22 protein-coding genes are annotated in these 25,205 nt (G+C 43.5%); 12 read left to right on the forward strand and 10 right to left on the reverse strand.

Annotated features, from left to right (window positions below):
• Window positions 1-73: 73 nt before the first annotated feature.
• On the reverse strand, window positions 74-688 hold the full coding sequence (locus tag L3V23_RS09990) for a hypothetical protein (RefSeq protein ID WP_180980102.1): 615 nt from the start codon (window positions 686-688) through the stop codon (window positions 74-76).
• 126 nt (window positions 689-814) lie between these two features.
• On the reverse strand, window positions 815-1,117 hold the full coding sequence (locus tag L3V23_RS09995; RefSeq protein WP_042479635.1) for a YfcZ/YiiS family protein: 303 nt from the start codon (window positions 1,115-1,117) through the stop codon (window positions 815-817).
• A 406-nt stretch (window positions 1,118-1,523) separates the two neighbouring features.
• Here L3V23_RS09995 and L3V23_RS10000 point away from each other — a divergent pair, with 406 nt between their 5' ends.
• Both L3V23_RS10000 and L3V23_RS10005 read left to right on the forward strand, forming a co-directional pair.
• Complete coding sequence (locus L3V23_RS10000; protein ID WP_042479636.1) at window positions 1,524-1,985, forward strand: TetR family transcriptional regulator; 462 nt, start codon at window positions 1,524-1,526, stop codon at window positions 1,983-1,985.
• Between the two features lie 302 nt (window positions 1,986-2,287).
• On the forward strand, window positions 2,288-4,411 hold the full coding sequence (locus tag L3V23_RS10005) for a methyl-accepting chemotaxis protein (protein ID WP_102965040.1): 2,124 nt from the start codon (window positions 2,288-2,290) through the stop codon (window positions 4,409-4,411).
• A gap of 30 nt (window positions 4,412-4,441) precedes the next feature.
• On the opposite strand, the gene yjeH is transcribed toward L3V23_RS10005, so the two are convergent.
• Window positions 4,442-5,695 (reverse strand): L-methionine/branched-chain amino acid transporter, encoded by a 1,254-nt coding sequence (gene yjeH / locus L3V23_RS10010; RefSeq protein ID WP_102965039.1) that lies wholly within the window; start codon window positions 5,693-5,695, stop codon window positions 4,442-4,444.
• 284 nt (window positions 5,696-5,979) lie between these two features.
• On the opposite strand from yjeH, the gene L3V23_RS10015 reads away from it, so the two are divergent.
• The 3 genes from L3V23_RS10015 to L3V23_RS10025 all read left to right on the forward strand — a co-directional run bounded on the left by L3V23_RS10015 (window position 5,980) and on the right by L3V23_RS10025 (window position 8,043).
• A complete protein-coding gene (locus tag L3V23_RS10015) occupies window positions 5,980-6,423 on the forward strand; it encodes an Lrp/AsnC family transcriptional regulator (protein WP_042479640.1) in 444 nt (147 codons plus the stop codon).
• Between the two features lie 2 nt (window positions 6,424-6,425).
• Window positions 6,426-7,355 carry a LysR family transcriptional regulator gene (locus L3V23_RS10020; protein ID WP_180980238.1) on the forward strand — a complete coding sequence of 310 codons (930 nt, stop codon included), beginning with the start codon at window positions 6,426-6,428 and terminating at the stop codon, window positions 7,353-7,355.
• A gap of 73 nt (window positions 7,356-7,428) precedes the next feature.
• Window positions 7,429-8,043, forward strand: coding sequence for a LysE family translocator (locus tag L3V23_RS10025; protein ID WP_102965037.1), 615 nt, complete (start codon window positions 7,429-7,431; stop codon window positions 8,041-8,043).
• A 65-nt stretch (window positions 8,044-8,108) separates the two neighbouring features.
• Here the strand turns inward: L3V23_RS10025 and L3V23_RS10030 are convergent, their stop codons facing one another.
• From L3V23_RS10030 to L3V23_RS10050, 5 genes are all read right to left on the reverse strand, one after another.
• Complete coding sequence (locus tag L3V23_RS10030; protein WP_102965036.1) at window positions 8,109-8,333, reverse strand: hypothetical protein; 225 nt, start codon at window positions 8,331-8,333, stop codon at window positions 8,109-8,111.
• A 146-nt stretch (window positions 8,334-8,479) separates the two neighbouring features.
• Window positions 8,480-11,590, reverse strand: coding sequence for a DUF748 domain-containing protein (locus L3V23_RS10035; protein ID WP_237292282.1), 3,111 nt, complete (start codon window positions 11,588-11,590; stop codon window positions 8,480-8,482).
• 244 nt (window positions 11,591-11,834) lie between these two features.
• Window positions 11,835-13,271, reverse strand: coding sequence for a glyceraldehyde-3-phosphate dehydrogenase (locus L3V23_RS10040; protein WP_237292283.1), 1,437 nt, complete (start codon window positions 13,269-13,271; stop codon window positions 11,835-11,837).
• 384 nt (window positions 13,272-13,655) lie between these two features.
• Entirely contained in the window at window positions 13,656-15,479 is a 1,824-nt protein-coding gene (locus L3V23_RS10045) for a bifunctional diguanylate cyclase/phosphodiesterase (protein ID WP_237292284.1), read from the reverse strand.
• A 201-nt stretch (window positions 15,480-15,680) separates the two neighbouring features.
• Window positions 15,681-16,151, reverse strand: coding sequence for a cytidine/deoxycytidylate deaminase family protein (locus L3V23_RS10050; protein WP_042479650.1), 471 nt, complete (start codon window positions 16,149-16,151; stop codon window positions 15,681-15,683).
• A gap of 942 nt (window positions 16,152-17,093) precedes the next feature.
• Here L3V23_RS10050 and L3V23_RS10055 point away from each other — a divergent pair.
• From L3V23_RS10055 to yddG, 5 genes are all read left to right on the forward strand, one after another.
• Window positions 17,094-17,672: an exopolysaccharide biosynthesis protein gene (locus tag L3V23_RS10055; RefSeq protein ID WP_237292285.1), complete on the forward strand. Its 579-nt coding sequence runs from the start codon at window positions 17,094-17,096 to the stop codon at window positions 17,670-17,672.
• A gap of 36 nt (window positions 17,673-17,708) precedes the next feature.
• Entirely contained in the window at window positions 17,709-18,113 is a 405-nt protein-coding gene (locus L3V23_RS10060; protein WP_042479654.1) for an OsmC family protein, read from the forward strand.
• A gap of 138 nt (window positions 18,114-18,251) precedes the next feature.
• Window positions 18,252-18,845 (forward strand): DUF1294 domain-containing protein, encoded by a 594-nt coding sequence (locus tag L3V23_RS10065; RefSeq protein ID WP_102965032.1) that lies wholly within the window; start codon window positions 18,252-18,254, stop codon window positions 18,843-18,845.
• A gap of 111 nt (window positions 18,846-18,956) precedes the next feature.
• The gene (locus L3V23_RS10070) at window positions 18,957-19,511 is read left to right on the forward strand and encodes a sugar O-acetyltransferase (RefSeq protein ID WP_102965031.1); all 555 of its coding nucleotides are present in this window, start codon (window positions 18,957-18,959) and stop codon (window positions 19,509-19,511) included.
• Between the two features lie 122 nt (window positions 19,512-19,633).
• Window positions 19,634-20,575, forward strand: a complete 942-nt coding sequence (gene yddG, locus L3V23_RS10075; protein ID WP_102965030.1) for an aromatic amino acid DMT transporter YddG — start codon at window positions 19,634-19,636, stop codon at window positions 20,573-20,575.
• 115 nt (window positions 20,576-20,690) lie between these two features.
• Here the strand turns inward: yddG and L3V23_RS10080 are convergent, their stop codons facing one another.
• Complete coding sequence (locus tag L3V23_RS10080; RefSeq protein WP_102965029.1) at window positions 20,691-21,584, reverse strand: cation diffusion facilitator family transporter; 894 nt, start codon at window positions 21,582-21,584, stop codon at window positions 20,691-20,693.
• Between the two features lie 183 nt (window positions 21,585-21,767).
• On the reverse strand, window positions 21,768-22,646 hold the full coding sequence (locus L3V23_RS10085) for a LysR family transcriptional regulator (protein ID WP_042479662.1): 879 nt from the start codon (window positions 22,644-22,646) through the stop codon (window positions 21,768-21,770).
• A 257-nt stretch (window positions 22,647-22,903) separates the two neighbouring features.
• Here L3V23_RS10085 and L3V23_RS10090 point away from each other — a divergent pair, with 257 nt between their 5' ends.
• Both L3V23_RS10090 and L3V23_RS10095 read left to right on the forward strand, forming a co-directional pair.
• Window positions 22,904-23,485, forward strand: coding sequence for a methyltransferase domain-containing protein (locus L3V23_RS10090; RefSeq protein ID WP_237292286.1), 582 nt, complete (start codon window positions 22,904-22,906; stop codon window positions 23,483-23,485).
• A 320-nt stretch (window positions 23,486-23,805) separates the two neighbouring features.
• Window positions 23,806-25,008 (forward strand): tetratricopeptide repeat protein, encoded by a 1,203-nt coding sequence (locus tag L3V23_RS10095; RefSeq protein WP_102962244.1) that lies wholly within the window; start codon window positions 23,806-23,808, stop codon window positions 25,006-25,008.
• Window positions 25,009-25,205 lie beyond the last annotated feature (197 nt).

A 25,205-nucleotide genomic window follows, 5' to 3' on the forward strand; every position in this document is an offset into this window, starting at 1 on the left:
TAACGGCATAAAAAAGAGAAGCTTTAAGCTTCTCTTTTTACTTCTAATTCGTTGGTTGTATTCCATTTTCCACTCAACGTGCAACCACACCACCCAAGGTTAAATTGGTTGGCCATTTTGTAATGATGTTGCCACCAAGAAAGATATTACCTTTCACCGTCATCGTATCTGGGAATGTAACGATTTTTGATCCGCCAATATAAAGGCTGCCTTCAATCACAATTCCGTCGGGGAGTTCAGTTAATGGTGTTCTGGCAACGCTTAGATCCCCTTTGACTGTCATCGCTGGTGGCAATTGTTCTAGCGGCGTATCGGTAAAATTAAGGAACCCGCCTACTTGAATTCGCGCAGGCCAGATTTTGATTTGCGAACCGAGAAAATTCGCATAACCGCGGATCTTTGTGCCACGTTGAATGCGTTCAAGTTGGCTATTTGACGCATCTAAACTTCCCATTACGGTTAAGCCTTTTGGCAGTGATTTGATCGACGTTTTTGCGATGTTGAGATTGCCTTTAACCTCTAATCCGTCAGGTAAGCTAGTGTAAGGCTTGTTCCGCAAATCAAGGTTACCGTAATTATCCAGATGATTAAGTATGCGGTACTGGTCGAGAGGTGCAGCATTCAGAGGTAATGAGCATAAAGCCATGCATAGCGTCCAAGCAGATAAACGCCAAGTTGAAAAAGACATGTTCTTCCTAAATCTCGTAACAGTATTAACGATAGTATCGGCAGGAGTGGCATTGTCTTCAATGAAGAACAAAATCACAGGGGGAAGATCACAAAAGCGAGCTGGGTGCTCGCTTTTGAAGGGAGATTATCGCATCAGCGAACGCGATTTAAGTTCGAAGATGAGCTTCTCTGCGCTCACTTCAAATTTGAAACGTGCATTCAACTCAGTTGTGCTCTCATCGATAGGTGTTGATTCGAATTCCACCGCTGCACACACTTCTTTTGCCAGAGCAATATACTTGTCTAATTCGCTTTTTAGTTGGTCTTGATTAGGTGCGAAAATAGTCACTTCTGCAACTTCATCACCCTCTTTGATAAAAAAGCCCATTTCAGCAGAACAACCACAAGCTTCACAAACTTGGTTTACTTCACAGCTTTCGTTACTCATCTCAAAATCCTCTTACAAAATTTAAGGACATTCTAACCCTGTATTAGTGGGTGTTCCAGATAAATGATAATGCAAAAATGTATGAACACGGGTTGATATTGTTGACGCAGGTAACAGAAATAGGAGTGTGATAATAGTCGAAAATTAGGCGTTACGGTGACGTTTTTTTGTCATTACACCGTTTGATGCATTGTCATACCTTACTGTTTGTAAGATTATTCTTACGTGGGGATAAGGGCGTGAATGGACTTTTCCCATATTGAAATGAATTTTTAAAGGATATTTTATTCATTCAATTTGAATGAATAAAATATTTTCTTACAAAGATGAGTTGGCTGTTGAACTATTTCAGCGGCATTTGATTCATTTTATTTTTTGATGAGTTTGTATACAAAGAGCTATTAATATGCCGAAGCGTAGTAAAGAAGATACAGAAGTGACCATTCAAACAATCATGAATGCTGTTGTCGACCAACTGTTAAGATTAGGCTATGACAAAATGTCATACACCACATTAAGTCAACAAACGGGTGTATCCAGAACAGGCATCAGCCACCATTTCCCGAAAAAAACAGACTTTGTTCTTGCGCTTGATGGCCAAATTTTTAATTTGTTTGTAGCACATTTGGATTTAGACCATGGCGTTGAGTCTTTCTCAAGCTCATGGATTAAGGCGTTAGATAATTCAGAATTTTTAGCTATTTTGCGTTTGTTTTTCCACCATATTGTGGCTGCAGATAAAGCTGAAGAGTTTTCCTACAGAGGTGTAGGACGTTTATACAAACTGGCTCGCGAAAAGTTAGGCGAAGGCAGTGATAAACAGGTTGAGTGGCTGATTGGTAAATCACTTATTGAAATGAGTAAGTAATTACTTAGAGACCAGTAAGAGTTACAGATTTTTAAGGGTTTGCATTCGCAAGCCCTTTTTCATGCGCCTAAGGTTCAGATGGGCTAACCAACATGGTGCATTGTGGATGCATCTATCCCTGAATTAGTGCGTACTAATGTATAGGGTCGGAAAGTTGAAAGTGATATTAACTACTTGATTTTTATTCGTATAGTTAACCTGTTTGAGTTCTTGCTAAAATACAGAGCAACGTACTTTTTTCTTGTTTTTGGAACGCCTATTGCACATTAGTGCACATAACAATACAAAAATAAGGAAATTTTATGTATTTAACGCCTGAGGAAAAAAGGTGGCTGCCGTGGTTTGGCAAGACAGGTAAACTTGGCATGCGCAAGGCCTGTTGGTTTAACCGTAAACGTAAAGCTTCTCTAGAACAAACTTTTGAAAACATTGCGAACACCCGAGTCAAAATTCTCACGACTTGGGCTGAAAACCAATGGTCATTCCTGCATGATGCGTCGTTATATTTATCGACTAAGTCTCCCCATGAATATCGGGAAACCTTAAACCGATTATTAAACCGCAGCGCTGACTTATCTGAGCTATTTATTGTCTCTGCACAAGGAGAGATCCTTGAATCCACTTTCCCATCACAGAAAAACAAGAAGGTCGTCTCAACTCAAGCTTTGAATGAGGGTTTAGCTCAGCCATTTTTGCATGGTCCTTACCGCGATTCGGTGACGCTCGCTATTGGTCCATCAAGCTCTCACTTTCATGATGAAGTGACCTTAATGTTCTATCAACCGATCGAATTAGATGGCGATACCAAAGGGTGTTTGTGTGGGCGAATCCCCAATGATGTTATCGGCGACCTGATTCAACGCGAAGCTGGGCATATCTATAGTGAGTCGGGCGACAACTACCTGTTTATGGTCAAATCTCATTTTGACCCCTCTATTCAACAAGGCGTTGCGCTTTCACGCTCTCGTTTTGAGGATAACCATTTTTCCCATGGTGAGAACTTGAAAGATGGCGTGAATACCAAATGGGGCGTGGTAAAAGTAAGTCGCCATACCGAATTTGAAATTGTGTTTAATGATCCGGCAACCAACAAACTTCATCCGGGGGTAAGAGAAACCATTAACAATGGTCACAACTTATACATCGATTACCCGGGTTATTCTGATTATCGCCATATTCCAGTGATTGGTAAGGGCGTGACGTTTACTATGCCTGGGTCGAAAGACCGTTGGGGGATGATGTGCGAATCGGATTTAGAAGAAGTCTATCGTCATCGTTCGGTCGCACAAAAACTCAACCAACAATTCGCGCTTAGTGTGTTTGGTCCGTTAGTGATTCCTTTTGTTCTTCACCTGTTTTACCCACTAGAAAACTTTCAGCTGATGTCTATTTCGGTACTGCTCGGATTAATAGCTATTGGTTTGTTCCACATTTTCAGTGCCAAGCCTATGGCAAATAATCTAGAGACAATGACACAGGTGATGCAGGTACTGGCAGAAGGGGATGGCAACTTAACCCGCCGATTAGATGCGAGCAAATTTAAGTCTGATGAAACGGGTGATCTGGGGCGCTGGACCAACAGTTTTATTGATAGCCTTGAAGGGATTATTCAAGAGCTGGTATTCGCCAGTAAAGAGGTGAAAAACGTGTCGGAATCTATGTTCCGCCGCAGTCAGTTGCTGCTTACCAGCAGTGATATGACCGCCACATCAATTACGGATATGCTTTCTCTGGCTGGGGTACAGAGTCAGGAAATTAACAGCGCCAATGATACCGCGACTGAAATGCACGAGCTTATGCAGCAAACGGTGCATGCGGCGCAGCTTGAGTATCAAAAAGCGGCGGAAGGCGCTCAAGAGATTAAAAATATCGTTCAAGCTTCGGCACATACCGTCAATGAAGTGAATGAAGAAATGCAGAAGATTGGCAGTATCGTCTCTGTTATTACGGAAATCACGGCTCAGACTAATCTACTTGCTCTGAATGCTGCGATTGAGGCTGCCAGAGCGGGCGAGCATGGCAGAGGGTTCTCTGTGGTTGCTGATGAAGTACGAGTGTTGGCAAACAAAACCTCTCAGGCAGCGAACAGCATTGGAGAACTAATGACGGCGTTGCATACCCAATCAGAGCGAGCAGTGAGCTATATGCAAGAAGGCATTACCAACGTTGAGAACAGCACTCAGATTGTCGATGAATCTTCTCGTAGTGAACGTTTACAAACGTCTGTCACTGGATTGTTTACTTTAATTCAAGGCATCGCTCGTAATAGTGAGGAGCACAGACAAACTGCCGACGAAGCGCAATCGACAGTGGTGAAACTGCAGGAAGCTTCTTCACAGTTATCGCGCAGGACAACCTTAATGCAGAACTCGCTTCAGCGATTGGAACAATTGGTTGGGCGGTTTGAAGTTCGTAAAGCGTCATAAAACAAAAGGCGGGGTATCCCGCCTTTGCTACTAAATTGGGTGTTGTGTTTTCAGCTCTTTTTGCCATGGCACCGCCAAGGCTGCAAAAATAACCAGAGCATACAGCATTGACCAGCCAAGACAGATAAATACGCCAGTACAGAGAATCAAAGCAACAACAGCCAGTGCCTTTTGATACCCTTTCAGTAGTTTGTACGCTGCCAACATGGCTAACAGGTAGACTAAGACAAAGACACCATTCGCCAGTTTCAGGAAGAATTCCAAATCCAAATTCGACAGTTGACCGACTACACACGATAGCAGCAATATGCCGCCAATCAGCCATGTTGCATTGGCTGGAACGCCGCGCTGAGAGAGTTGAGCCAGTGCGCTGTTAGGACGATATTCTCTGGCTTGCGCCCACACCATACGCGATAAACTCTGCGTATATAGGTTGATACTGGCAAAACATGCAAAGAAGCCGATGATGCTGATTATGATTGCCATACGAGAGCCAAAGAGCTTATCACTGAGCCAAGGAATAGAGGCGCTATCAAACTCAGGTGTACCAAAAGCTCCAAACTTCAAGATAATGACCGAACACGCCCAATAGGTTGCACCAGCCACAAAGCATCCGACCAGAATGGCAATCGGGAAATCACGTTGTGGGTTTTTGAATTCTTCGCCCATATGCGCGAAGGCTTCTATTCCCACAAAACACCAGAACATCACTCCTAGCGCAGCACCAATTGACCAAATAGAATCGATACTCAGTGCTGGCATAGTTAAGTCGGCGCTTCCTACATCTCCAATCCAGAGAAAGGATGCCACCAATGCAAAGATGCTCAATGCGATGGCCGTTTGTAGTCGGCCAGAAGATTTTGTTCCTGCTAGGTTTACTCCAATAAGAAGTGCCACAGTGAGCACTTGAGCCAAAATGGCATTATTGAACTGAGCAGGTAACAATTGCTGTAAAAAGCCCGCAGCTAAGGCGACAGCCGCGGGTACGCCTACAGGAATGACGCTTACAAATAGCCAGGCAACCGCTCGTTCTAGTCGTGCGTTGTACGCTTTACGCACAAAGAACGCGGTGCCGCCAGCACTCGGGTATTTTTTCCCAAGCGCTGCGAAAGTTAAAGCAACAGGGCAAACAGCAACAAACAAGATGAGCCAAGCCCAAAGTGAAAAATGGCCCGCAATTCCGGCTGCAATGGCTGGGATCATAAACAATCCGGTACCCATTAATGTGGTCGATAGCTGACCGATACCAGAAAGCAAAGTGATCTCTTGTTTGAGTTGGTTCATGTTCTCATTCCCTGATTCTTATTATGCCGAAAGCTTACTCAAAACTGAGATGTGATGCATCTGGCAAAACGTTCTGCTTTAGCGTCAAAGTGACACTTTTTCATCGAATTTCCGCCATTTTGACGGTGAAACTCCTTTCATAAAGAGACTTCCCGTTAATTGTCAGTAGTCTAGCCATGCAATTTGTGTCAAATTAGCCATGAATCAACGGGATAAGTTGGTTACTTTTCAACGTTTTTATTTGAGAAAAAACGTATGAGAAGCGAAAAGAATGGGAATGTACGATGGATAAATTTGACAGACAAATCATAGAGATATTGCAAGGGGATGCGAGAGCATCTGTGAGTGACATTGCCCGCGAAGTGAACCTTTCACGCTCTGCCGTTACGGCACGTATTAAGAAACTCGAACAAGACAAAGTGATTTTGGGCTATCACGCTCAAATCGCAGAGCCAGATCACACCAATAATGTCAGTGCCTATTTTGCGCTAAAATTTGATACCTCTGCGAGCCTCCACTCCTGTGAGCTGTATGCTCACAAGATCTATCTGATCCCCGGTGTGAAGTGGTGCCATGCGATTAGTGGCGAAACCGATATGATGCTGTACGTTGAAGTGGAAAGCATGGCGAAGTTAAATGCGATTCGAGATGAACTGCAAAGCTACTCCCAACTGCGTCAATTGATAACGCATACGGTTTTAAAAGAACTGTTTAACACGGCTAAGTAGTTTTGATGTCACAAATAAATCTCAACTTATTGCGGTCACTGAAGGTGTTGCTTGAAGAGTGTCATGTCAGTCAGGCTGCGACGAAGTTAAATATTACTCAGTCAGCTTTGAGTCGCCAGCTAAGTCAGCTGCGAGAGATGTTTGCTGACCCTTTGTTAGTCAGAGATGGCAACCAGTTAGTGCCCACGCCGAAAGCTGTGAGCTTGCTAAACAAACTTGAGCATTGGTTTGTTGAACTTGATGAACTGATGATCGAAGCCGAATTTGAACCAAGCGCTTGGAAAGGTGAATTTGTTTTCGCCTCCAGTGACTATGTTGCGCAATATCTATTACCTGAAATGGTTGAAGCCTTAACGGTTCAAGCGCCTAAAGTCTCAATTAAATACTGCCTTTGGCAGCCAAGTTTAATTGGAGAAATGGCAAACTCTGAAATTCAGCTCGCTTCCACTATGTCGCCTGAACCTCCTAAGGGCGTTTCTTCGTGGCAAATTGGCGAGGATTATCCGGTTTGCGTGATGAAGCAATCTCATCCGTTGTCAGAAAAAAACAATTTGAGTGTTGAGGACATATTAAGTTTTTCGCACATCAAAGTGACCGGAGGGGGTGATAAAGACACCTATATCGATCAGGCGCTGGCTGAACTTAATCAGGTCAGGCATATCGGATTAAAGGTACCGTTTTTTTCTGCAGCATTTCGCTCGTTATCTATGAGTGACTACTTAATGGTTGTTCCTGAGCATATCGCTCGCAACATGAAAAACCATTTTGATGTGGTATTTAAACCGCTACCGGTTAAGACTCCAAAACATAAATATTGGCTTCTTTGGCACCCTAAATTTGATAACGAACCTTCCCACGTCTGGGCTAGACAGCTTGTCTACGACATTATGAATCATTCTGAGTATTCGATAGGTTATGATTCAGAATCATAGCTAGGATGAGAAAATATGATTTCAAATAATAACAAATGACGAGTACGGTTAGGGACTAACTAGGAGAGTTCGGATGACAATAACAGTTTGGCTATCACTTTTTACTATTTGTTTGTTGGGGGCTATGTCTCCCGGACCTAGCTTGGCTATGGTTGCAAAGCACAGCCTTGCTGGCGGGCGTCGCAACGGGTTAGCTACAGCGTGGGCTCATGCTTTCGGCATAGGTATTTATGCGTTTATTACATTGATTGGCTTGGCAGTGGTACTTCATCAGTCGCCACTGCTGTTTAAAACTATCAGTTATGCTGGCGCTGGGTATTTGGCTTTTTTGGGGTTCAACGCCATTCGTTCTAAAGGTGGTGTAGCCGCGAAGTTGGAATCTGGCGAAACGGTAAGTGCATGGCAATCTGCGCGCGAAGGTTTTTTGATTTCATTATTAAGCCCAAAGATTGCGCTGTTCTTTATCGCCTTGTTCAGTCAGTTTGTTGCCGTTGGGCATGAGTTGAGTAGTAAAGCGATCATTGTCGTGACGCCGTTTGTCATTGACGGCTTGTGGTATACCTTTATTACCTTCTTGCTATCAAGCCCACTCATTCTCGACAAGCTGCGTTCCAGAGCGGTATTGATTGATCGTTTGTCAGGGATTGTTTTGTTGCTGCTTGCTGCGCGAGTTCTGCTTACGGTGTAAGTTCAGCTCCCGTTATTTTCTAGCCATAAATACAAAAGAACCCCTCAATGACGAGGGGTTCTTTGTTAATACTTCGAATGGGGGGGCACTTCTTCAAACTCACCATCGATGGTATTGCCGTAGGTCTGATTGTTCTGAGCCTGATAAAACGGACGACGATGCAGTTGATTTTGCAGTTTTTTGCCAGTGATGAGTGCTGCAATCGTCAATGGAATGACGAGCAACAAACTTAATGTCAGTGCGAAAAATCCAGTTATGAGCGTCAGTACGGTAATAAGAAATCTATTCATTGTCTGCTCCTGTTTTGATTGCCTCCATCTTAGCCCTGCACAGATGAATTAAACATGAACAAGCCATTCAGATAGATGATAAAAGCCCAATCCCTTAGAGAACAAAGGATTGGGCTAGAGTTGAGGAAGTGAGGAAGTGAGGAAAGTTATTCAGCGCCTACGGTTAACTCAGCACCACTTTTTTCTGTTTTCAAATCGGTCTTACTGTCGAGCAGGAACACTCGATCTGGACTGATTTGTTGTTCTTCCACCAAATACGCTTTGACCGCTTTTGCGCGCTCTGCTGCGAGATTACTCAAACTGTTTTTATCGACGTTGGTCGCTTTGACCAACTGATTATAGAGCCCCATATGAACAACGGTCTCAATTTGTTCTTTGGTCACTTCTGCGCCTTGGGCTTTTTCAGTCAGCTGCTGTTCGACCTTATCTCTTTCTTGGCGGATATCTAACTGCAATTGTTTCTCTGCAAGTTCTTCAAGAGCATCGACTAACGGCGCAGATTCGGTAATGCGGCTAGCACTGAATGGTTCCGGAAGTGTTTCCAGCCCACTATTGGCGAGTAGGGTTTTCTGTACATTCTGTTCAGCCAATGCATAGCTGTCGTCTGGAGCAGAGACAGAGCCTTCGACACTGACTTTAAGAATCGGTCTTTCCTGCAACGCTTGTGCAAGTTTACCTATGCGCTGTTTCTCTTCGTCATCTAAGGTTGCAATACCGGCTTGGAAAGTGACTTGATTCAACTCTTCATCTGTACCGACAAGATCAGCTAACAGCGAGAACGGAGCTGTCACGGCTTTAGTAATGATGTTGGCGAACGCTTTCAAAATCACACTACCAAAACTGAAGTCAGGATCATCCACTTCACCTGAGACGTTAACACCCAAATCAATCACGCCGTGACGATCTTGCAATATCGCAATCGCCAGAGTGATAGGCAGGCTGGTGGCGAGGCTGGAATCACTGGGTTTACCCAGTTGCAACTGGTCGATAACAAGATGGTTTGTACCTTGAAGCTGGTTGTCATCTAGTCGGTAGTTCAGGTCGAGTGAAAGCTGACCTTTATCGATGTAATAACCCGCGTAGGTTCCAGAATACGGATTGACGGAAGTCAGCTCAACGCTTCTAAACACTAAGGCAAGATCGAGATAAGGCTTTTCAATCAGTGGGTTAATTTCACCATTCAGTGTTACTGGCGCATATTTGTCAATTTTGCCGGCAATATCCACACTAGCTTTCGTTCCCGGAGTTGAAGACAGGTTTTTGATTGAACCTTCGAGTAGCTCAATACCGGAGGCAAAGTTAGGCGTTAGCGAGTTGTCAGCGAAAAACGCGGAGCCATTGGCAAACTTAATCTGTTGAATCATGACCGACATAGGCTTACTGCTAATGCCCTTCGTGGTCACTGTCGCTTTGGTTGTGGTTGTGTTGTCATTTGCGGTCTTAGAGGTATCACTCTGCTTAGTAACCACAATATCGCCAATGTTGGTGCGCTTATCATCGGCAATCATTACTTTAGCGTAAGGCGCATCGAGCAACACCGTTTTGATGATCAACTGGTTTTGCTTTGAACTAAAACGCAGTGAGTCCACAGACATTTTCTGCCATTTCATCAAAGGTTCTCGCTTGATGGTGTCACGCATCAAAAGATTGTTAACACTGAGCGAGCCGTCGAAATTAATGTCGTCTGCACCACTGACGTTGTAATTTCCTTTGGTATTGAGTGCGCCTTTGGTTAAGCGAATATTCAGATAAGGGGTGAGATAAGGCTGTAGCTGTGTCAGATCCAGTGAATCAATGGACAAATTGCCATCTGCTTTAAGTGCTTTAACATCAACATTTCCTTGAGTTGCAAAAGATCCTCTAGTGTTTTCTGGCTGTTGCTTGCTACTTGAGCTCACATCAAGAGCGACGTCATATTCGATAGGGTCGATTAAGTCGCTTTGAATCGTTTTAGTTGTTACCGTCATAGGGTGCACGCGCCAGTGCACACCTTGTGACTGAACTTTTTCCAACACATTGAAGTCCGAATCTGCCATTGAGAATTGCTCAAGACGAACCTTCCACTGCGGTGTCGCTGATTCTTGGCTTGCTGCCTGATTAGCTGAAGTATCCTGATTAGGCGCAACACCGTTTGTTTGGGTTCTTGGCGTGAACAACGCGGCTAAATCGAGCCCATTCTTGTCCAACAATGCGTCAAACCATAAGCCTTGCATTGAAATATCAGCGATGTTGATCAGTTGTTCATCGCCAGACAGTTGAATATCACTGACAACCAATGAAGGCAGTTTTACTTTTTCAGATTGTTGATCACTAAAAACGAGACTGGAGAGCGAGAACTGCCCGTTCTGAGTTTGGTATGAAAGTGAGTCATTAACTTGTTTTGCATGGTAATTGGTTGAGAAGCTGACTGAACCATCGCTCAATCGTGCTGCTATCTGGTCCTTTGCGAATGGCCAATATGGCGTTAGCGTCAGATCGTTGAGTGCCACATCACCTTTAATTTCAAATGGAGAAAGCTGAAATTGACCATTGAGAGCGAGCGGGCTTTGATCAGCACTCACTAACGAAAATTGGTATTGGTTAGCGTTTTCGGTCAGATTCAGTTTTCCATCTTGGTTAGCAGGCAGGCTCAGAGCGTAAGCCTGACTATCAATGTTGTTGAGCTTTGAGGAAATCTGTTGGTAATTTAAGTCAGCACCAGTAACGGAATCTGCAAATCGGACATCACCTTCAGTGATAGCAACAGCGTTAACCTTGAATGCAGGAATCGTGTTGGTGGTAGCCTCTTCAGACGCATTCTCTTCATTTTGTGGTGGATTGTTGCTGGCTAATGTTTCGAGAATATCACTGAAGTTAAACGCATTGTGTTCGTCTAAGCGTTGTACTTGAATTTCAGGTTGGACAAGAAACAGATGGTCTACAGTTGGCGTTAAGCTTAGTAAGCTTTGCCAAAAGTTCACTTCCAGTTCCAGCATTGCAAACTTGGTGAATGCTTGTTGTTGGTCTTGCTCAAGAATGGCGAAATTTTCAATCCGAGCTCTGAGCAGGAAAGGGTTAATCGAGACTTTTTCAAGTTGGACATTGCGACCTAACAGTTGGCTAAGTTGCTTGGGCGCTTGCGACTGAATAACCGCAGGGGCAATAAGCCCGATTATGACGGCATAAGCCACATAGGTAAGCGCTAGATATGTTGAGGCTCTTAACCACTTCGGTGCCGATTTAAAACGAGCATAAAACACAGATACCGCTTGTTTCATAGGTAGTATTAGCCTCTTTCTTGCTTCAGAAAATTCTCACAAAAATATAGTCCGTTAGTTTAACTATATTTTTCCAAAAGAGTTAAGTTTGCTGGTGCAAATTTGCTTGTAAAAATGATGAAAAAAAGCCGCTCATATCAGGGATAGAGCGGCAAAACGGGGGGATGTCATCAGAAGCAGTGGCTAATTGGGTCAGAAACCACTTCGTCAGTATCGGTTATTATTATGTTGTGGAGTCTAATTCTTACTTTTGTGGGTATGTTTTGTAGCGCACACCCATCATCTGTTCCATACAATGAACAACTTGGCAGCTATAACCAAATTCATTGTCATACCAAACGTACAGAACGCATCGGTTATCTTGAGCGATGGTCGCAGCACCATCGACTACGCCAGCGTAGCGTGAACCTACAAGGTCAGAAGATACGATCTCCGTTGATTCTGTGTAATCAATTTGTGCTGACAGGGCAGAGTTCAGTGCCATCTCTCTGAGATAAGTATTGAGCGCTTCTTTATCTGTGCTCTTTTCTAAGTTCAGGTTAGCGATCGCCATGGAAACATTTGGCGTAGGAACGCGAATTGAGTTACCAGTCAGCTTACCCGCCAATTCAGGCAGCGCTTTTGCAACGGCTTTTGCAGCACCAGTTTCAGTCAGAACCATATTCAATGACGCTGAACGACCACGACGTTCACCGCTGTGGAAGTTGTCGATGAGGTTCTGGTCGTTGGTGAATGAGTGCACGGTTTCAATGTGACCAGATACCACACCAAACTTATCATTCATCGCTTTCAGAATCGGTGTGATAGCGTTTGTGGTACAGCTTGCTGCTGAAATAATGGTGTCTTCAGGTTGAATAACGGATTCGTTAACACCGAATACTACGTTTTTAATATCACCTTTGCCCGGAGCTGTTAGCAATACTTTGCTTGCGCCTTTAGAGCTTAAGTGTTTGCTCAACCCTTCGCTGTCACGCCATACACCCGTGTTATCAACAACGAGTGCGTTGTGGATGTCATAACTGGTGTAATCAATCTCTTCAGGGGAGTTGGCATAGATAACTTTGATGAAGTTGCCGTTAACAATGAGTGCTTTATGTTCGTTGTCGACAATGATGCTGCCGTTGAACTGACCGTGCACCGAATCTCTTCTTAGCAAGCTTGCGCGTTTTTCCAAATCACCATGTTTACCACCGCGAACAACAATGGCACGCAGTCTTAGTGGGTAGCCTGGGCCACTTTTTTCAATCAGCAAGCGAGCCAGTAATCGACCGATACGGCCAAAACCATAGAGAACCACGTCTTTTGGTGTCGTAATCGTAGTGCCGTTTAAGCTACTGAGCAGAGCCGTTTGAAGAAAATCATCTAAGTTGTTTTCATCAGTATGTTGCTGCCAATACTGGTGACCAAGTTGACCAATATCGATGCGACAAGGCGACAAGTCTAGCTCAGCTAAGCGCTGCAAAATCGGCATGGTTTGTTCTAGAGAGAGTGCGGTTCCAGTGTATCGGCGGGCAATGCGGTGGGTTTTAATGATGTCGATGGTGGCGGCGTTGATCAGTGTCTTACCATACAAAATAACTTCAACACCTTTTAAACGATAGAGCTGGCCGATTAATGGTGACATCGATTCTGCGATAGTTTGGCTGGTCTGCCAATCGAGTAGATGTTTTTCTGGACTCATTGCTGTAAACCTTTCACGTTATGGTTGAGCTGATACCCACAGTTTTTACTGCGTTTGGTATTGGGGATAAGTATTGTTATTTTTATGTGGCAGGATTGTAATGTCTGATAGGTTATTCTGCTAGAAAAAATAATGCCCATATTTTTAACTGTTAACTCGATCATTGTTAGAGCTTTAATGTGAGTTTTTAAGTGTTTTTACGTATTGACAGAATGTGATTGAGGTAACTTATTTCGCGTCTATCTGTATTTATGTCCGATTTCTATTGTGGCAATGCAGATTGGTATTACATAAAAATTGGCTGTATATCATTTTATCTACGCAAAGAGTAAACATTAAAGGGGCGAAAAGCCCCTTATGTTGATGAGTTGATGGGATATGAGCTTATCCGTGAGCGGCGACTTGAGGGCGAGGGATTGCAACGTCTTTTCTGCTCGATAAAAGAGCCATAAATTCATAAGGAGGAACTGGACGAGAGTACAAATAGCCTTGGTACTCGTCACAGCCTTCGGTAGCCAATAAATAGAGCTGTTCATCATTGACCACGCCTTCTGCTGTGACGATTTTCCCCATATTGTGGCCAAGTTGAATGATGGTTCGCACCAGCATGTGGTCATTGTGGTTGGAGCAGCACTCATCGATAAATGACTTATCGATTTTCAACACATCGATCGGTAGTTGTTTTAAGTAATTCAATGAAGAATAAGCAACACCAAAATCATCAATGGCGACTCGGATACCTAAGGTACGTAAGTCGTGGCACGCATCGACCACTCGCTGTGGCTGCTGCATCAATGTGGTTTCAGTGATTTCAAGCTGTAATAACTGAGGATTGAGCTGGGAGTCTCTCAGTGCTTTGGTCACAACATGGAAAATGTCATCGTAAAGAAACTGTACGGTCGATACGTTTACCGCGACACAAATCGGGTGGCCCAACTGATCCCACGCTTTGGCTTGCTGACATGCGGTTTCAATCACCCAGCGTCCGATAGGAATAATTTGTTGGCTGCGTTCGGCAACGCCTACAAACTCGTCAGGAGGAATGATTCCCAAATCAGGATGTTTCCAGCGGATTAAGGCTTCAGCCCCATGCACTAAATTGGTTTTGATATCGACTTTAGGTTGGTAATACAACGCCAACTGGCCTTTCTCGATGGCGTCGCTCAACTCCCGCTCTATTTGGTAACTGCGGACTGTTTCTCCAATCAAGTTCTCATCAAACCATTGAATGCTGTTCTTACCTGCTTGTTTTGCTCTTTTAAGTGCAATATCGACGTTTCGGCACCAGATATCTGTGTCGTATAACGCATCGTCCAATGAAGCGATACCAATACTGATGGTCATGGTGTAACTGCGTTTGTCGAGATGATAGGCCGATTGACTGGCTTCTAAGATGTAGGTGGCAACTTGCTGAGAGTAGAAGTTTACATCGTACTTATCTTGCAATAGCACCGCGAATTCATCGCCACTTAATCGGTATATGTTGATACGGTTGAAATCCAAATCGCTTAAGCGCTTTGCGAACTGAATTAATAATAAGTCGCCTTGTTGGTGACCCAGTGAATCGTTGATCTGCTTAAAGTCATCAAGGTCGAGTAACAGCAATGCAAATTTGGTTTTACTGGTTTCCCCCGCAATTTTGGCTATCGATTCTAAATCTTGTTTGAACGCTTTGCGGTTGGATACTTGTGTTAGGAAGTCGGTAAGGCTGTCTTTACGATAGCGTTCAACTTGTTTGCTCAGTTTCTGTTTGTAGAAAGTGCCGCCAGTGGCAAAAATGGCGATAGCGGAGAGTTCAATTGATGCTTCGACAAATTCAGATACTTGTGCACCCGTAATATGTGGGATGTAAATCCCGAGAATGCTTAATGCGACCGCTATTGGCCACAGTGAGCCGGGGAAAATCGCGATATAACAGAGTGGCACCAATATAAAGGATTGGGAAAGGACACTGATATTCAGCGGCTCGAGATAACTTCCTGCCAGCAGCAAGGCAAAAGTGACTACGGATAGCACGCGTTTAAACCAAATATTACTCATAAAGTACGCAGCAAGCATACACAGTGGATAAATGAAGTAGTAGCGCGCGAAGGTTTGATGTTCGGTCAGTAAGGTGTAACTCACGGCACTGACTGCGATTAGAAATAAAATCGTAATGAGAAAGTGTTTTTGATCAGGATTGTTGTTCGCAGTTGTAGTGGACTTCATGAATTATCCTTTTACTTTTAATAACCACTGGATAAACGTATATCGGGATACCTGAACTTCAGTGTAGTCACTGTTAAAGTCGAACATTGAGTTGCATGCAGGAAAATTGTTAATGACAGTTCAAAGTTGCATAGTGGTTTCACTTTTGAGACAAAATTGAGCGCCAAATAAAAAAATAGCCCTCCATCTGGAGGGCTATTTTTATGATTCGTTATGAATTTCACTTATTGGTTTTAACTCGTTGAGTGGTAACCAGTTAACCTTTACACCGGCTTGCAAAAACATATCTTGGCTCACCTTAATTTTATCTCCCCAGCGAGAGAGGAAATCTTCGGTTTGCTCGGGGCAGTGAACCGCTGATATACCAGTTTGGATAATTTTGGCTGCGCAGTTTGGACAAGGAAAATGTGTCACGTAAACTTCGCATCCGTCCAAGTCACGTTTAGCAAATAGAATGGCATTTTCTTCAGCGTGTAGAGTTTTGAGATATTTCATATCTCTATCGTCTGTGTTTGCGCTGTCTGAAATACCATGTGGGTAACCATTAAAGCCCACAGAAACAATTCGATTTTGTTTTGTAATAACGGCCCCTACTTGTGTAGAAGGGTCTTTACTCCAAGAGCCAACAAGTTCTGCCATTTGGTAAAAACGTTGTGACCATTTCGAAATCATAGTGAGGCTTCCTCTGCTAAATCATTAATTGCGCTAGTTATCTGTTACTTGAAGCTATGCTGGATGCTGAACAGTGCGTTATCCGCTTGTTCTAGTCATCATGGCGACAAGTAGTTTGGTTGTAATAATACCCTGATTTTGCGTCTTTTAGTCTATAAAAAGATAAGAAACTAAAAGCTTCCGACCCAAGTCGAGTCGGCCTATTTAATCAGATGTAGATATCACTCGTGTGTCTTGTGAGATATCTCTTACAAGGCGTGTAGGATATTTGATTTAAATGCTTGAGATTAATGGTTGGTTTCTTCTCTAAGTATTTGTAAATGTAGATATTTACCGTATTCTCAAAAAACTCTTCAATATATTTATTGCGTAGCGTACTTGCTACTAAGTGGCGTTGTCGTAATCTTAAGGTGTTGGCAGGACGCTAGCACGGAAATGGAAAAGCTCACGGATAGAGTATCTTCAGGACGAAGATTCGGTTGTTCAGGATGAATGGTCGGCAAGGAAAGCAAAGGATATTAACGTTAAGTTCGAAATAGCTAGGATGGTTGTTTTAGAACGGTTAATAGACAACTTAAGGGATTAAGCGTCTGTCAGGATGACAGATTCAGGACACCGCTAGGATGGCGATGAAATGGAATGCGCTGAAGGAACCAGCAGATTATCAAGGAATAGATGCAGGGAGCACCTATTAGTAGCCGGATTGCTGCGAAGAGAATAGAACCCCGCTAAGTGAAAACTTAGTGGGGTTTTCTTTTACCTCACATTTCAAAAATATCCCCTAGCAAATGTGTCTAACGTAAATTCTTTGTTCATTTTTGTCTTCGACCGCTAAGTCTATTGCGTCTTTTGATGACAAATTTGATAATGTTTGTACACATCGCATAGCGCTAGGTATGAAGTACCTTGCTTTGTCGCTACCTATACATTTTGGGTGTCACTTTGGAAAAAACCTCGCTGTTTCTTATCAACACGCTCAAGTCTCATCCTGAGCAGTATCTGACTATTGGTGAACTTTTAGAGTTACTTAGGCGCCGTTCATACGGTGCACTGCTGATCATGTTGAGTCTGGCAGGACTTATTCCCGGTATTTCCTTCTTTGCGGCTGTCGCTGATTTTTTGCTTGGGTTACAGATTGCGCTGGGTTTCCATGCTCCTCGGCTTCCTAATATCATTCAAAAACAGCGTATTCATCGTGAAAAAACGCTGAAGTTCACTCAAGAGGTAATGCCTTGGCTGGAGCGTATTGAAGAATATGTAAAACCGCGTTGGGAACCTCTATCCAGTGCGAATGCCCGCCGAGTGATTGGCGCGATGATTTGTGTACTCGCTGCCATTGCTATTCTGCCTCTGCCGTTTATTAACTTTCTGCCAAATTTCGCGATTATTTGTCTAGCATTGGGTATTATTGAGCGCGATGGCTTGTGCCTGCTGATTGGTAGCGCGATTGCTTTGATGGCGATGTGGATCAGCCAAATTATGGTGAGAATGGCGTGGAATTCATTGATGTTAGCGTTGTAATATCAGGTTCTGAAACAATAAAGAATGAGTATTAAAATGGAAGCAAAAGTAAAGTGGGTCGAAGATTTTAAGTTTTTAGGCCAATCTAACTCAGGCCATTCTATTGTGATGGATGGTAATGGCGGTTCTACTGCACCTAGTCCAATGGAAATGGTTTTGCTCGGGGCGGGTGGTTGTAGTTCAGTTGACGTTGTCGATGGTCTAAAAAAAGCGGAACAGAAAGTGACCGGTTGTGTGGCAAAACTTTCTGCCGAGCGTCGTGATACGGCACCACGCATCTTTACTAAGGTAAATATTCACTTTGTTGTGACGGGTGAAAACCTGGATGCCAAGATTGTTGAGCAAGTAACGGCGGATTCGCTGGAAAAATACTGCTCTGTCTGTCTGATGTTAGGTGAAGCCGTTGATATGACCCACAGTTGGGAAATTGTTGCTGCATAATCTAAGCGTTAATTTTTGAGAGGCTGAGCTATGTGCTCGGCCTTTTTTGTGCCTGCTAGAAAAACGCAGTGACAGTTTCCAAGCGGTTGTGTGTTGCTTGGCTATGATTAAAGAATCAATCATTGTTGAAAGATAAGCATGGCGTTAAAAGGGACAATCTCAGAGTGGTATATAGACAGAGGCTATGGCTATATCATTCCTGATTCAGGGGCGCTGAGGATCAAATTTCTTCTCTCAGACGTAAAGAACTCAGTCAATATAGGCGAGTTAAAACAGCCTGTTCGCTTCGTCATTGCTCAAGATGAAAATGGCAACCGTAGAGCTACTCATGTAGAAGGTGTTCGTTCTTTTCCATGGGCTACGCTGATTGTTGTCTGGTTTGCCGCGACATTAGGCGGTTGCGTTTATTTTTGGCAGTACCCGCTACTCATTGTTTATTACTATCTCGGCGCGACCGCAATTGTGCTCGCCATTTATCTACTGGATAAGCGCAATGAGAAACGAAACAAGGCTGTGACGGGGGAATCTGCCTTGTTATTTCTCTCGTTCTTGGGTGGCTGGCCGGGTGCAGTTATCGGGCAGTATTCGTTTAATTTGCAGCCTAAATCCTTTACGTTTCAGCTACTGTTTTTCTTCGTCATGGCACTGCATATCGCCTTCTTAGTGTGGAGTCTCACTCCCGAGGGCAGCGTTCAACTTCGTGAGTGGGTTCGTTTAATCTCGCTGTGTTAAACGAGTTAATGAGGAAATTTATCTTTTACACTTTTCTGTTTTTCGCTGAATAAAAAGGGGTAATATTTCGATTCTAGTCATCAAAGATGTATCAAGCATTAGGACGTAGTAATGACAGAATTAGAAAAGATGATGAATGGCCTCGATTTTGACAGCTTCGATCCAGAAATAGTGGAACTTCGTAAAACCACAGCGCAACTCAAACTGGACATCAATCAGTGTATTGACCAAGAAGAGCGTCTGGTATTGCAGTCAAAGCTGTTTGGTAAAATTGGCAGAAGTTTAGTTCAGCCACCTTTTCACTGTGAATTTGGCAAAACCATCTCTATTGGTGAAGAAACCTTCATTAATATGAACGTCGTAATGTTGGATAATGCCCCTATCACAATTGGCAATAATGTTTTAATTGGCCCTAACGCTCAGTTTTATACACCGACTCATCCTCTGGATTACAAGGCGAGAAGACGCTGGGAAACCACTTGCAAACCGATTGTGGTTGAAGACGATGTTTGGGTAGGCGGCAATGTGGTCATTAACCAAGGCGTCACTGTCGGTGCGCGTTCGGTGATAGCCGCTAACTCTGTCGTCAATAGCGATGTTCCACCCGATACACTGGTGGGTGGTACGCCTGCACGTGTTATCCGCAAACTGGATGTTGAATCATAGATTTCTCCTTCGCAGTGATGACTGGAAGAGCACTGCGTTTGGGGTGAGTTAGACATACAAATCTTCTCTATCTTCACCATATGAATTACAGTGCGAGCTTCAATTGTACTTGGAGAAAGCTTTTGTCTCGTCATAAACACACTCTATTTGGTATTGCGGCCATTTTATTATGGGCATGCTTGATGGGGTTAACCCGCACAGTCGCTGAACAATTTGGCCCGATTGGTGGTGCAGCACTTATTTACACCGTGGCGTCACTGTTTTTGATGGTTGTCATGGGCGTGCCTAAACTCAGTTCTTTCTCACCAAAGTACCTTATTATTGGTGGCGCCTTGTTCGTCAGTTATGAGATTTGTTTAGCGCTTGCACTTGGTATGGCAAATGACCGACATCAAGCGCTGCAAATGGCCGTCGTCAATTATCTTTGGCCTGCGTTAACGGTATTGTTAGCGGTATTGATCAGCAGAAAGCCGGTTAATATTCTGGTTTATCCAAGCATTGCTTTAGCTTTTATCGGTGTCGCTTGGACAATTACAGGTGATGACGGTCTTTCTGTTTCGGCTATCGCAGCTAACGTTGCGACTAACCCAGTTACCTACTCCATGGCATTTATTGGCGCAATAATTTGGGCTGTTTACTGTAATGTGACCAAGAGTTTAGCGAATGGCCAAAATGCTATCACAGTGTTTTTTATCATGACGGCAATATCGCTTTGGGTGAAGTACGCGATTAGTGATGAAAGTGCATTGCAGTTTACCCTATCGTCAACAATGAACTTAGTGCTCACTGGCATTGTTATGGGGAGCGGCTACGCGCTGTGGAACGTGGCGATTCTGCGTGGAAACATGATGCTTCTGGCTACGCTGTCTTACTTCACACCTGTGTTTTCGACCTTACTTTCGTCTGCCATATTAGGTGTCGCTTTAGGCGTATCTTTTTGGCAAGGGGTCGTGATGGTCACTATCGGTTCATTAGTCTGCTGGTGGGTGACCCGCAGTAAAAAGGACATTGATTCGAATGAGCCTTTGCTTAGTCAAAAGATTAGTCATGAAAATGAAGCTTAATACAGATTAGATGGTGATAGATGAATAAAAAGAACCCCCGCAATAGCGAGGGTTCTTTTTTATGTTCAAGTTATTTATGTTCAAGTTATTTATGTTCAAGTTATTTATGTTCAAGTTAGCTTGCGATGTTCACGCTGAGCTGAAGATTAAATGGTAGCTTTGACAGCTTCTTATGCAGTGTACGTCGAGTATGTTCAATATCTTCTACAGCAATCACGTTGTCTTCAGATTTGATGTCTACATCAACCCACAACTCACGGCCAATTTTAGTTACTGCCGAAAGTTCTACTAGTTGATCTGATTCTTCACCAGCGGCAAGAACGCCTTGGTCGACTTTGTTACAAATATCTTCACTTGGAGCCATCATGAAAATTTCACGTAGTGAAGACTTCAACATTTCGAACGGTACCTTTAAGAAGTAGAACGACATTGCCAACATCATCATTGGGTCGGTATAGACCGCGTATTCAGCCAGTGGTGATAAAGTCACCAACCAAGCTAAGATGAAACCAATGGTTACCGCTACACTGAGCAAAGTATCCATTTTCCATTGTTTTACTTCAGCATCAATTAAGTCAGAGGAAGTGCGTCTGTGCAGCTTCGTCATGTAAAACCATGCGATACCACAGCCAATCACGTTAACAATACCGAATAGAGTCGCAATCGAAACGTCAACTTCTCGGCCGCCAGTAAACATAGCTATAACAGCACTATATAACGAAGCACACACGACGATTAAAATAACCGCGCCTTTGACTGCGATTACCGCTGGCTCAAGAGCGGCACGACCAAACTGGAATTCGTCATCAGATGGCTTTTGAATATATCGAGAAGCAATTAGCGACAAAATAGTTAACAGTAAGCTGACTAGTGAGTACATACCGTCAAACAAGATAACGAGTGAACTAACCAATAAGCCAACAACTAAACCGCCCATAGCAAAGCCCGAAGAAATAAGGGCTGAAAGCGTCAGGATGCGTTTCTCGTTGATGTTTGTTTTAGCACACATAGGGGGAATACCAGTTGAAAATCTGCTGATATTTTGGCTTTTAAATGGGCTTTGACAATGTCTATTTGGTTTTTTGGTTGGGTAATAAGTAGGCTATTTTGATTTTATTTATATTTTACAATACATTACGTGTTGTTTTTGGTGCCATTAATTTTGACGCTGACTGGTTTAGTTGCATGAAGGTTAGAAATCAAACAGATAATCACTGATCTTGTCAGCTAACCAGACCATCGCTGGGTTTTCTGCGGTTCCAGATGTGCTGAACATACAATAGTCTTCTTGGGTCAGCCCGTACGTATGTTTAATCACGGAAAGGCGTTGTTCACGAAGATAGTGGCGGATCAACGGCTCTGGTAATACCCCCCAAGCGTTTTCAGTCAAGATAGTATTCAGAATGTATTCAAAGCTGGAAAAGCCGATATAGCGACGGGAGAAGGGTTCAAGGCTCGGGTTATCTTTTTCATTCAGATATACCATCACCGCCTGCATTGACTTACGAAGTTCTTCATCCGCCACTCGTTTAAGTTTGGCAAGTGGATGTGTCGCTTTGCACACAGACATCATGCGGATCTTACCCAGTGGCTGGTATGTAATTCTTGGGTCATCCAGTCGCTCGTAATCAACACCGAAGGCAAAATCTACTTGTTGTGTCGCTACCATATTGGCTAGGTCGCCACTGGAAGCCAAAAACAAGTTGAATGAAGTGTTGGGAAACAAATTATTAAGCTTGTGCGCTAGATCTTGCCATAGTGAGTCTGGAAGAGAGTCATCACGGGCAATCCACATTTCAGCTGCAAATTCACTGGAAACCTGAGAGCAGGTACGACGAATTCGCGTCGCTGTGATCAGGACACTTTCGCAGTCTTTATAGATTGCTTTTCCTGCTTCAGAAAGCGTGACGTTGTTCCCTGAGCGTTGAAACAATTCAACCCCGAGTTCCTTTTCCAGCGCTTTAATCGACATACTTAACTTGGTTCGGTTGCACTCCAACTGTCGCGCGGCTTCTGAGACAGAGCCGGTATCAGCGATGGTACAAAAAGCTTCAAGTTGCGACAGGTTCATAATGTGCTCAAGCGAATGAAAGTTAAGGAATCATATACAAAAAATGTCACTCTGCCTATCTACGGCTATTTGGATTTGGTTGTCTGAAGTAATTGTAACTTTCTACATTATTGAGGCAAAAATAGTCAGCTAAATTAAGATTTGCGGAAGAATGTCAATTTCTTCAATAAGATTGCACGCTAACGCTAGGAACTAAACCTCATTTTGGTTTAATCTTGACGTAAATGCCGAAGACACGAAGTAACACGGAGGCCATGATGGCACACGATTGGGACGAATACGCACCTGACTGGGAAAAAGACGAAACGACAACCGTTTTTGCGCAAAACGTATTCCAACAACTTCAAAAATTGATAAACGTAGAAGGGAAGCACGTGCTGGATTTCGGTTGTGGGACAGGTTTGCTGACTCAACTGATTTCTCCATTGGCAAAAGATATCGTCGCATTAGATGGCTCTGAAGCCATGATTGAAGAACTTGATAAAAAAGAATTAAGCAATGTGGAGCCTGTTGTCGACCATTTAACTCGTGGTTTGGTTGCTCAACATCCAGCATTTCGCAAACAGTTTGACTTAGTCGTTGCTTCTTCAGTGTGTGGTTTTGTTTCTGATTTCCAAGAAGTCGCGGTGATTATTCACTCTCTACTTGATAAAGATGGATTATTTGTTCACTGGGATTGGCTGGTTGATGATTCAGATCCTGAATATGGTTTAAGCCAATCAGATATTGAAAGTGCTCTGTCGAATGCGGGGTTCTCTGAAGTAACAACGAGTATTGCTTTTGAGTTGAATACGCCTCAGGGACTGAAACCCGTCGTCATGGGCGTAGGGCGTAAATAGACGCAGTTAATCGTATTCATTCATCGTTAGGAACCGTAGTGCAGTCACTGCGGTTTTTTTATCCTCTCCTGTCAGGCTACTCGGCGGGATATGAGTGTGATGTTAGTTCAGGAACGATTCGCTGATGTTTTCTGTTATCCCTCTTTTCTCGTCTGGTTGGATATTTTATTCACTGCAAATGTAATAATTCATCCAATGGTATTCCCGCTGCTGTCAAATTAACGATTGATGTGCGAATGTGATTAAAATGCTTCAATTAGTTGTGATTCTGCCGAAATAGGGTGTATAGAATCCAATAGGATAAATAAAACAGAGAACATATGAATATTATTGGTATGGCCATCGGCGCATTAGGCCTGTCTTTCATCCTGATTTTTGTTTGGATGATTTCTCTTTCAGTACGAAGGAAAAGACTGGAAGAAGAAAAGAGAGAGCGAGAAGAATCCTATCGTAGGGCGCTTGAGCGTACACGAGAAGAAGAGCGCAAAGAACGTTTGTTTCAAGCGGAATCTGGTCATATTCCAACAATATTGTATTTAGCAAAAGAAGCCGAAAGAAAGAACTTGAGAGAGGCGCTGTTTTGGTACGAAAAAGCCGCTCAGTTCGACAATATTAATGGTATGCATGGTGTCGTTCGTATCTGCAATAGAATGCGTGACGACATGATTTTACGAGAAAAAAGCCGCTTTTGGCAGCTCTATATCGATGCACTGGATGGCGATTTACAAGCGAAATATGAGACTGGTCGAGCGTTTATCTCTGGGCATGGAATAGAAGTTAACGTCGTTAAAGGCCTGGGAATGGTTCAGGAAGCGGCGGAAAGAAAGCATATTGAAGCCATTATCTTTATGGGTGACTGGTGTGTTTCCAAAGACAACATTACGCCATCACCGGGTGATTCAACTTACTGGTACTCGAAAGCAGCAAAAAGAAACAGCCTTGAAGGCATGATGAAACTGGGGCTCAATTACCTGAAAGGTGTGGGTGTTCCAGCCAACCATGAAAAGGCTTGTTACTGGTTGGAGCGAGCTTCGGAAAAAGGTCATGCAGAATCAATGTACCATGCAGCAGAAGCGTGGATAGATCGAGGCGCAAACGGCAACTCTATCGCTTACATCTGGTTGTATTTGTCTGCTCACTTTGGTTTTGAACCTGCAAGAACGTTACGCGATAAAGTGGGTAGCAACATGGGTGTCAACTCGGTTGTCGGGTTACAAGCTTTAGCAAGACCATTGCAAAAGAAAATCGCAACAGGGAAAGTCAATAAGCACTCGATTATTCGCGCTCTGAATAAGCTGTATAAACGTAAAATTCCGGTACCCATGAAAGGTGAAGTATTAGATGACAGCGAGATTGCAGAGAATGCGAGTGAAACGTTGCTTGAAGAGCTAGAGGCGATAGATGAGTTCGATGAGTTGGAACTCGCGTTGCCACAAGGTATAGAACAAAGCGAAGAGCCTAAGGCGCAAGAGCAGCCTAAAAAGCCGGACTTCACCAATACCACAATGGATAAGCATTCCTAACCAGTTCAACGCCACATTTCCAATAAACTCAAAGGCCCAGAGATTCGCTCTCTGGGCCTTTTCTGTTCTTATGTCTCGTCCTGAAATATGTTTACACATTGAGGACGAATTATGACTACTTCACATAATCTCTACGTTAAACGCACCCAGCGTGATTACACACTAGGCTTTAAATTACAGGTTGTTGATGCTGTTGA

Source organism: Vibrio sp. A1-b2, from assembly GCF_021726015.1.
GTDB classification, from domain to species: Bacteria; Pseudomonadota; Gammaproteobacteria; order Enterobacterales; family Vibrionaceae; genus Vibrio; species Vibrio diazotrophicus.

Bases quoted from the DNA above. Each gene is read 5' to 3' on its own strand.
- L3V23_RS09990 (WP_180980102.1), bottom strand. From the start codon at position 688: ATGTCTTTTTCAACTTGGCGTTTATCTGCTTGGACGCTATGCATGGCT.
- L3V23_RS09995 (WP_042479635.1), bottom strand. From the start codon at position 1,117: ATGAGTAACGAAAGCTGTGAAGTAAACCAAGTTTGTGAAGCTTGTGGT.
- L3V23_RS10000 (WP_042479636.1), top strand. From the start codon at position 1,524: ATGCCGAAGCGTAGTAAAGAAGATACAGAAGTGACCATTCAAACAATC.
- L3V23_RS10005 (WP_102965040.1), top strand. From the start codon at position 2,288: ATGTATTTAACGCCTGAGGAAAAAAGGTGGCTGCCGTGGTTTGGCAAG.
- yjeH (WP_102965039.1), bottom strand. From the start codon at position 5,695: ATGAACCAACTCAAACAAGAGATCACTTTGCTTTCTGGTATCGGTCAG.
- L3V23_RS10015 (WP_042479640.1), top strand. From the start codon at position 5,980: ATGGATAAATTTGACAGACAAATCATAGAGATATTGCAAGGGGATGCG.
- L3V23_RS10025 (WP_102965037.1), top strand. From the start codon at position 7,429: ATGACAATAACAGTTTGGCTATCACTTTTTACTATTTGTTTGTTGGGG.
- L3V23_RS10030 (WP_102965036.1), bottom strand. From the start codon at position 8,333: ATGAATAGATTTCTTATTACCGTACTGACGCTCATAACTGGATTTTTC.
- L3V23_RS10035 (WP_237292282.1), bottom strand. From the start codon at position 11,590: ATGAAACAAGCGGTATCTGTGTTTTATGCTCGTTTTAAATCGGCACCG.
- L3V23_RS10040 (WP_237292283.1), bottom strand. From the start codon at position 13,271: ATGAGTCCAGAAAAACATCTACTCGATTGGCAGACCAGCCAAACTATC.
- L3V23_RS10045 (WP_237292284.1), bottom strand. From the start codon at position 15,479: ATGAAGTCCACTACAACTGCGAACAACAATCCTGATCAAAAACACTTT.
- L3V23_RS10050 (WP_042479650.1), bottom strand. From the start codon at position 16,151: ATGATTTCGAAATGGTCACAACGTTTTTACCAAATGGCAGAACTTGTT.
- L3V23_RS10060 (WP_042479654.1), top strand. From the start codon at position 17,709: ATGGAAGCAAAAGTAAAGTGGGTCGAAGATTTTAAGTTTTTAGGCCAA.
- L3V23_RS10065 (WP_102965032.1), top strand. From the start codon at position 18,252: ATGGCGTTAAAAGGGACAATCTCAGAGTGGTATATAGACAGAGGCTAT.
- L3V23_RS10070 (WP_102965031.1), top strand. From the start codon at position 18,957: ATGACAGAATTAGAAAAGATGATGAATGGCCTCGATTTTGACAGCTTC.
- L3V23_RS10080 (WP_102965029.1), bottom strand. From the start codon at position 21,584: ATGTGTGCTAAAACAAACATCAACGAGAAACGCATCCTGACGCTTTCA.
- L3V23_RS10085 (WP_042479662.1), bottom strand. From the start codon at position 22,646: ATGAACCTGTCGCAACTTGAAGCTTTTTGTACCATCGCTGATACCGGC.
- L3V23_RS10090 (WP_237292286.1), top strand. From the start codon at position 22,904: ATGGCACACGATTGGGACGAATACGCACCTGACTGGGAAAAAGACGAA.
- L3V23_RS10095 (WP_102962244.1), top strand. From the start codon at position 23,806: ATGAATATTATTGGTATGGCCATCGGCGCATTAGGCCTGTCTTTCATC.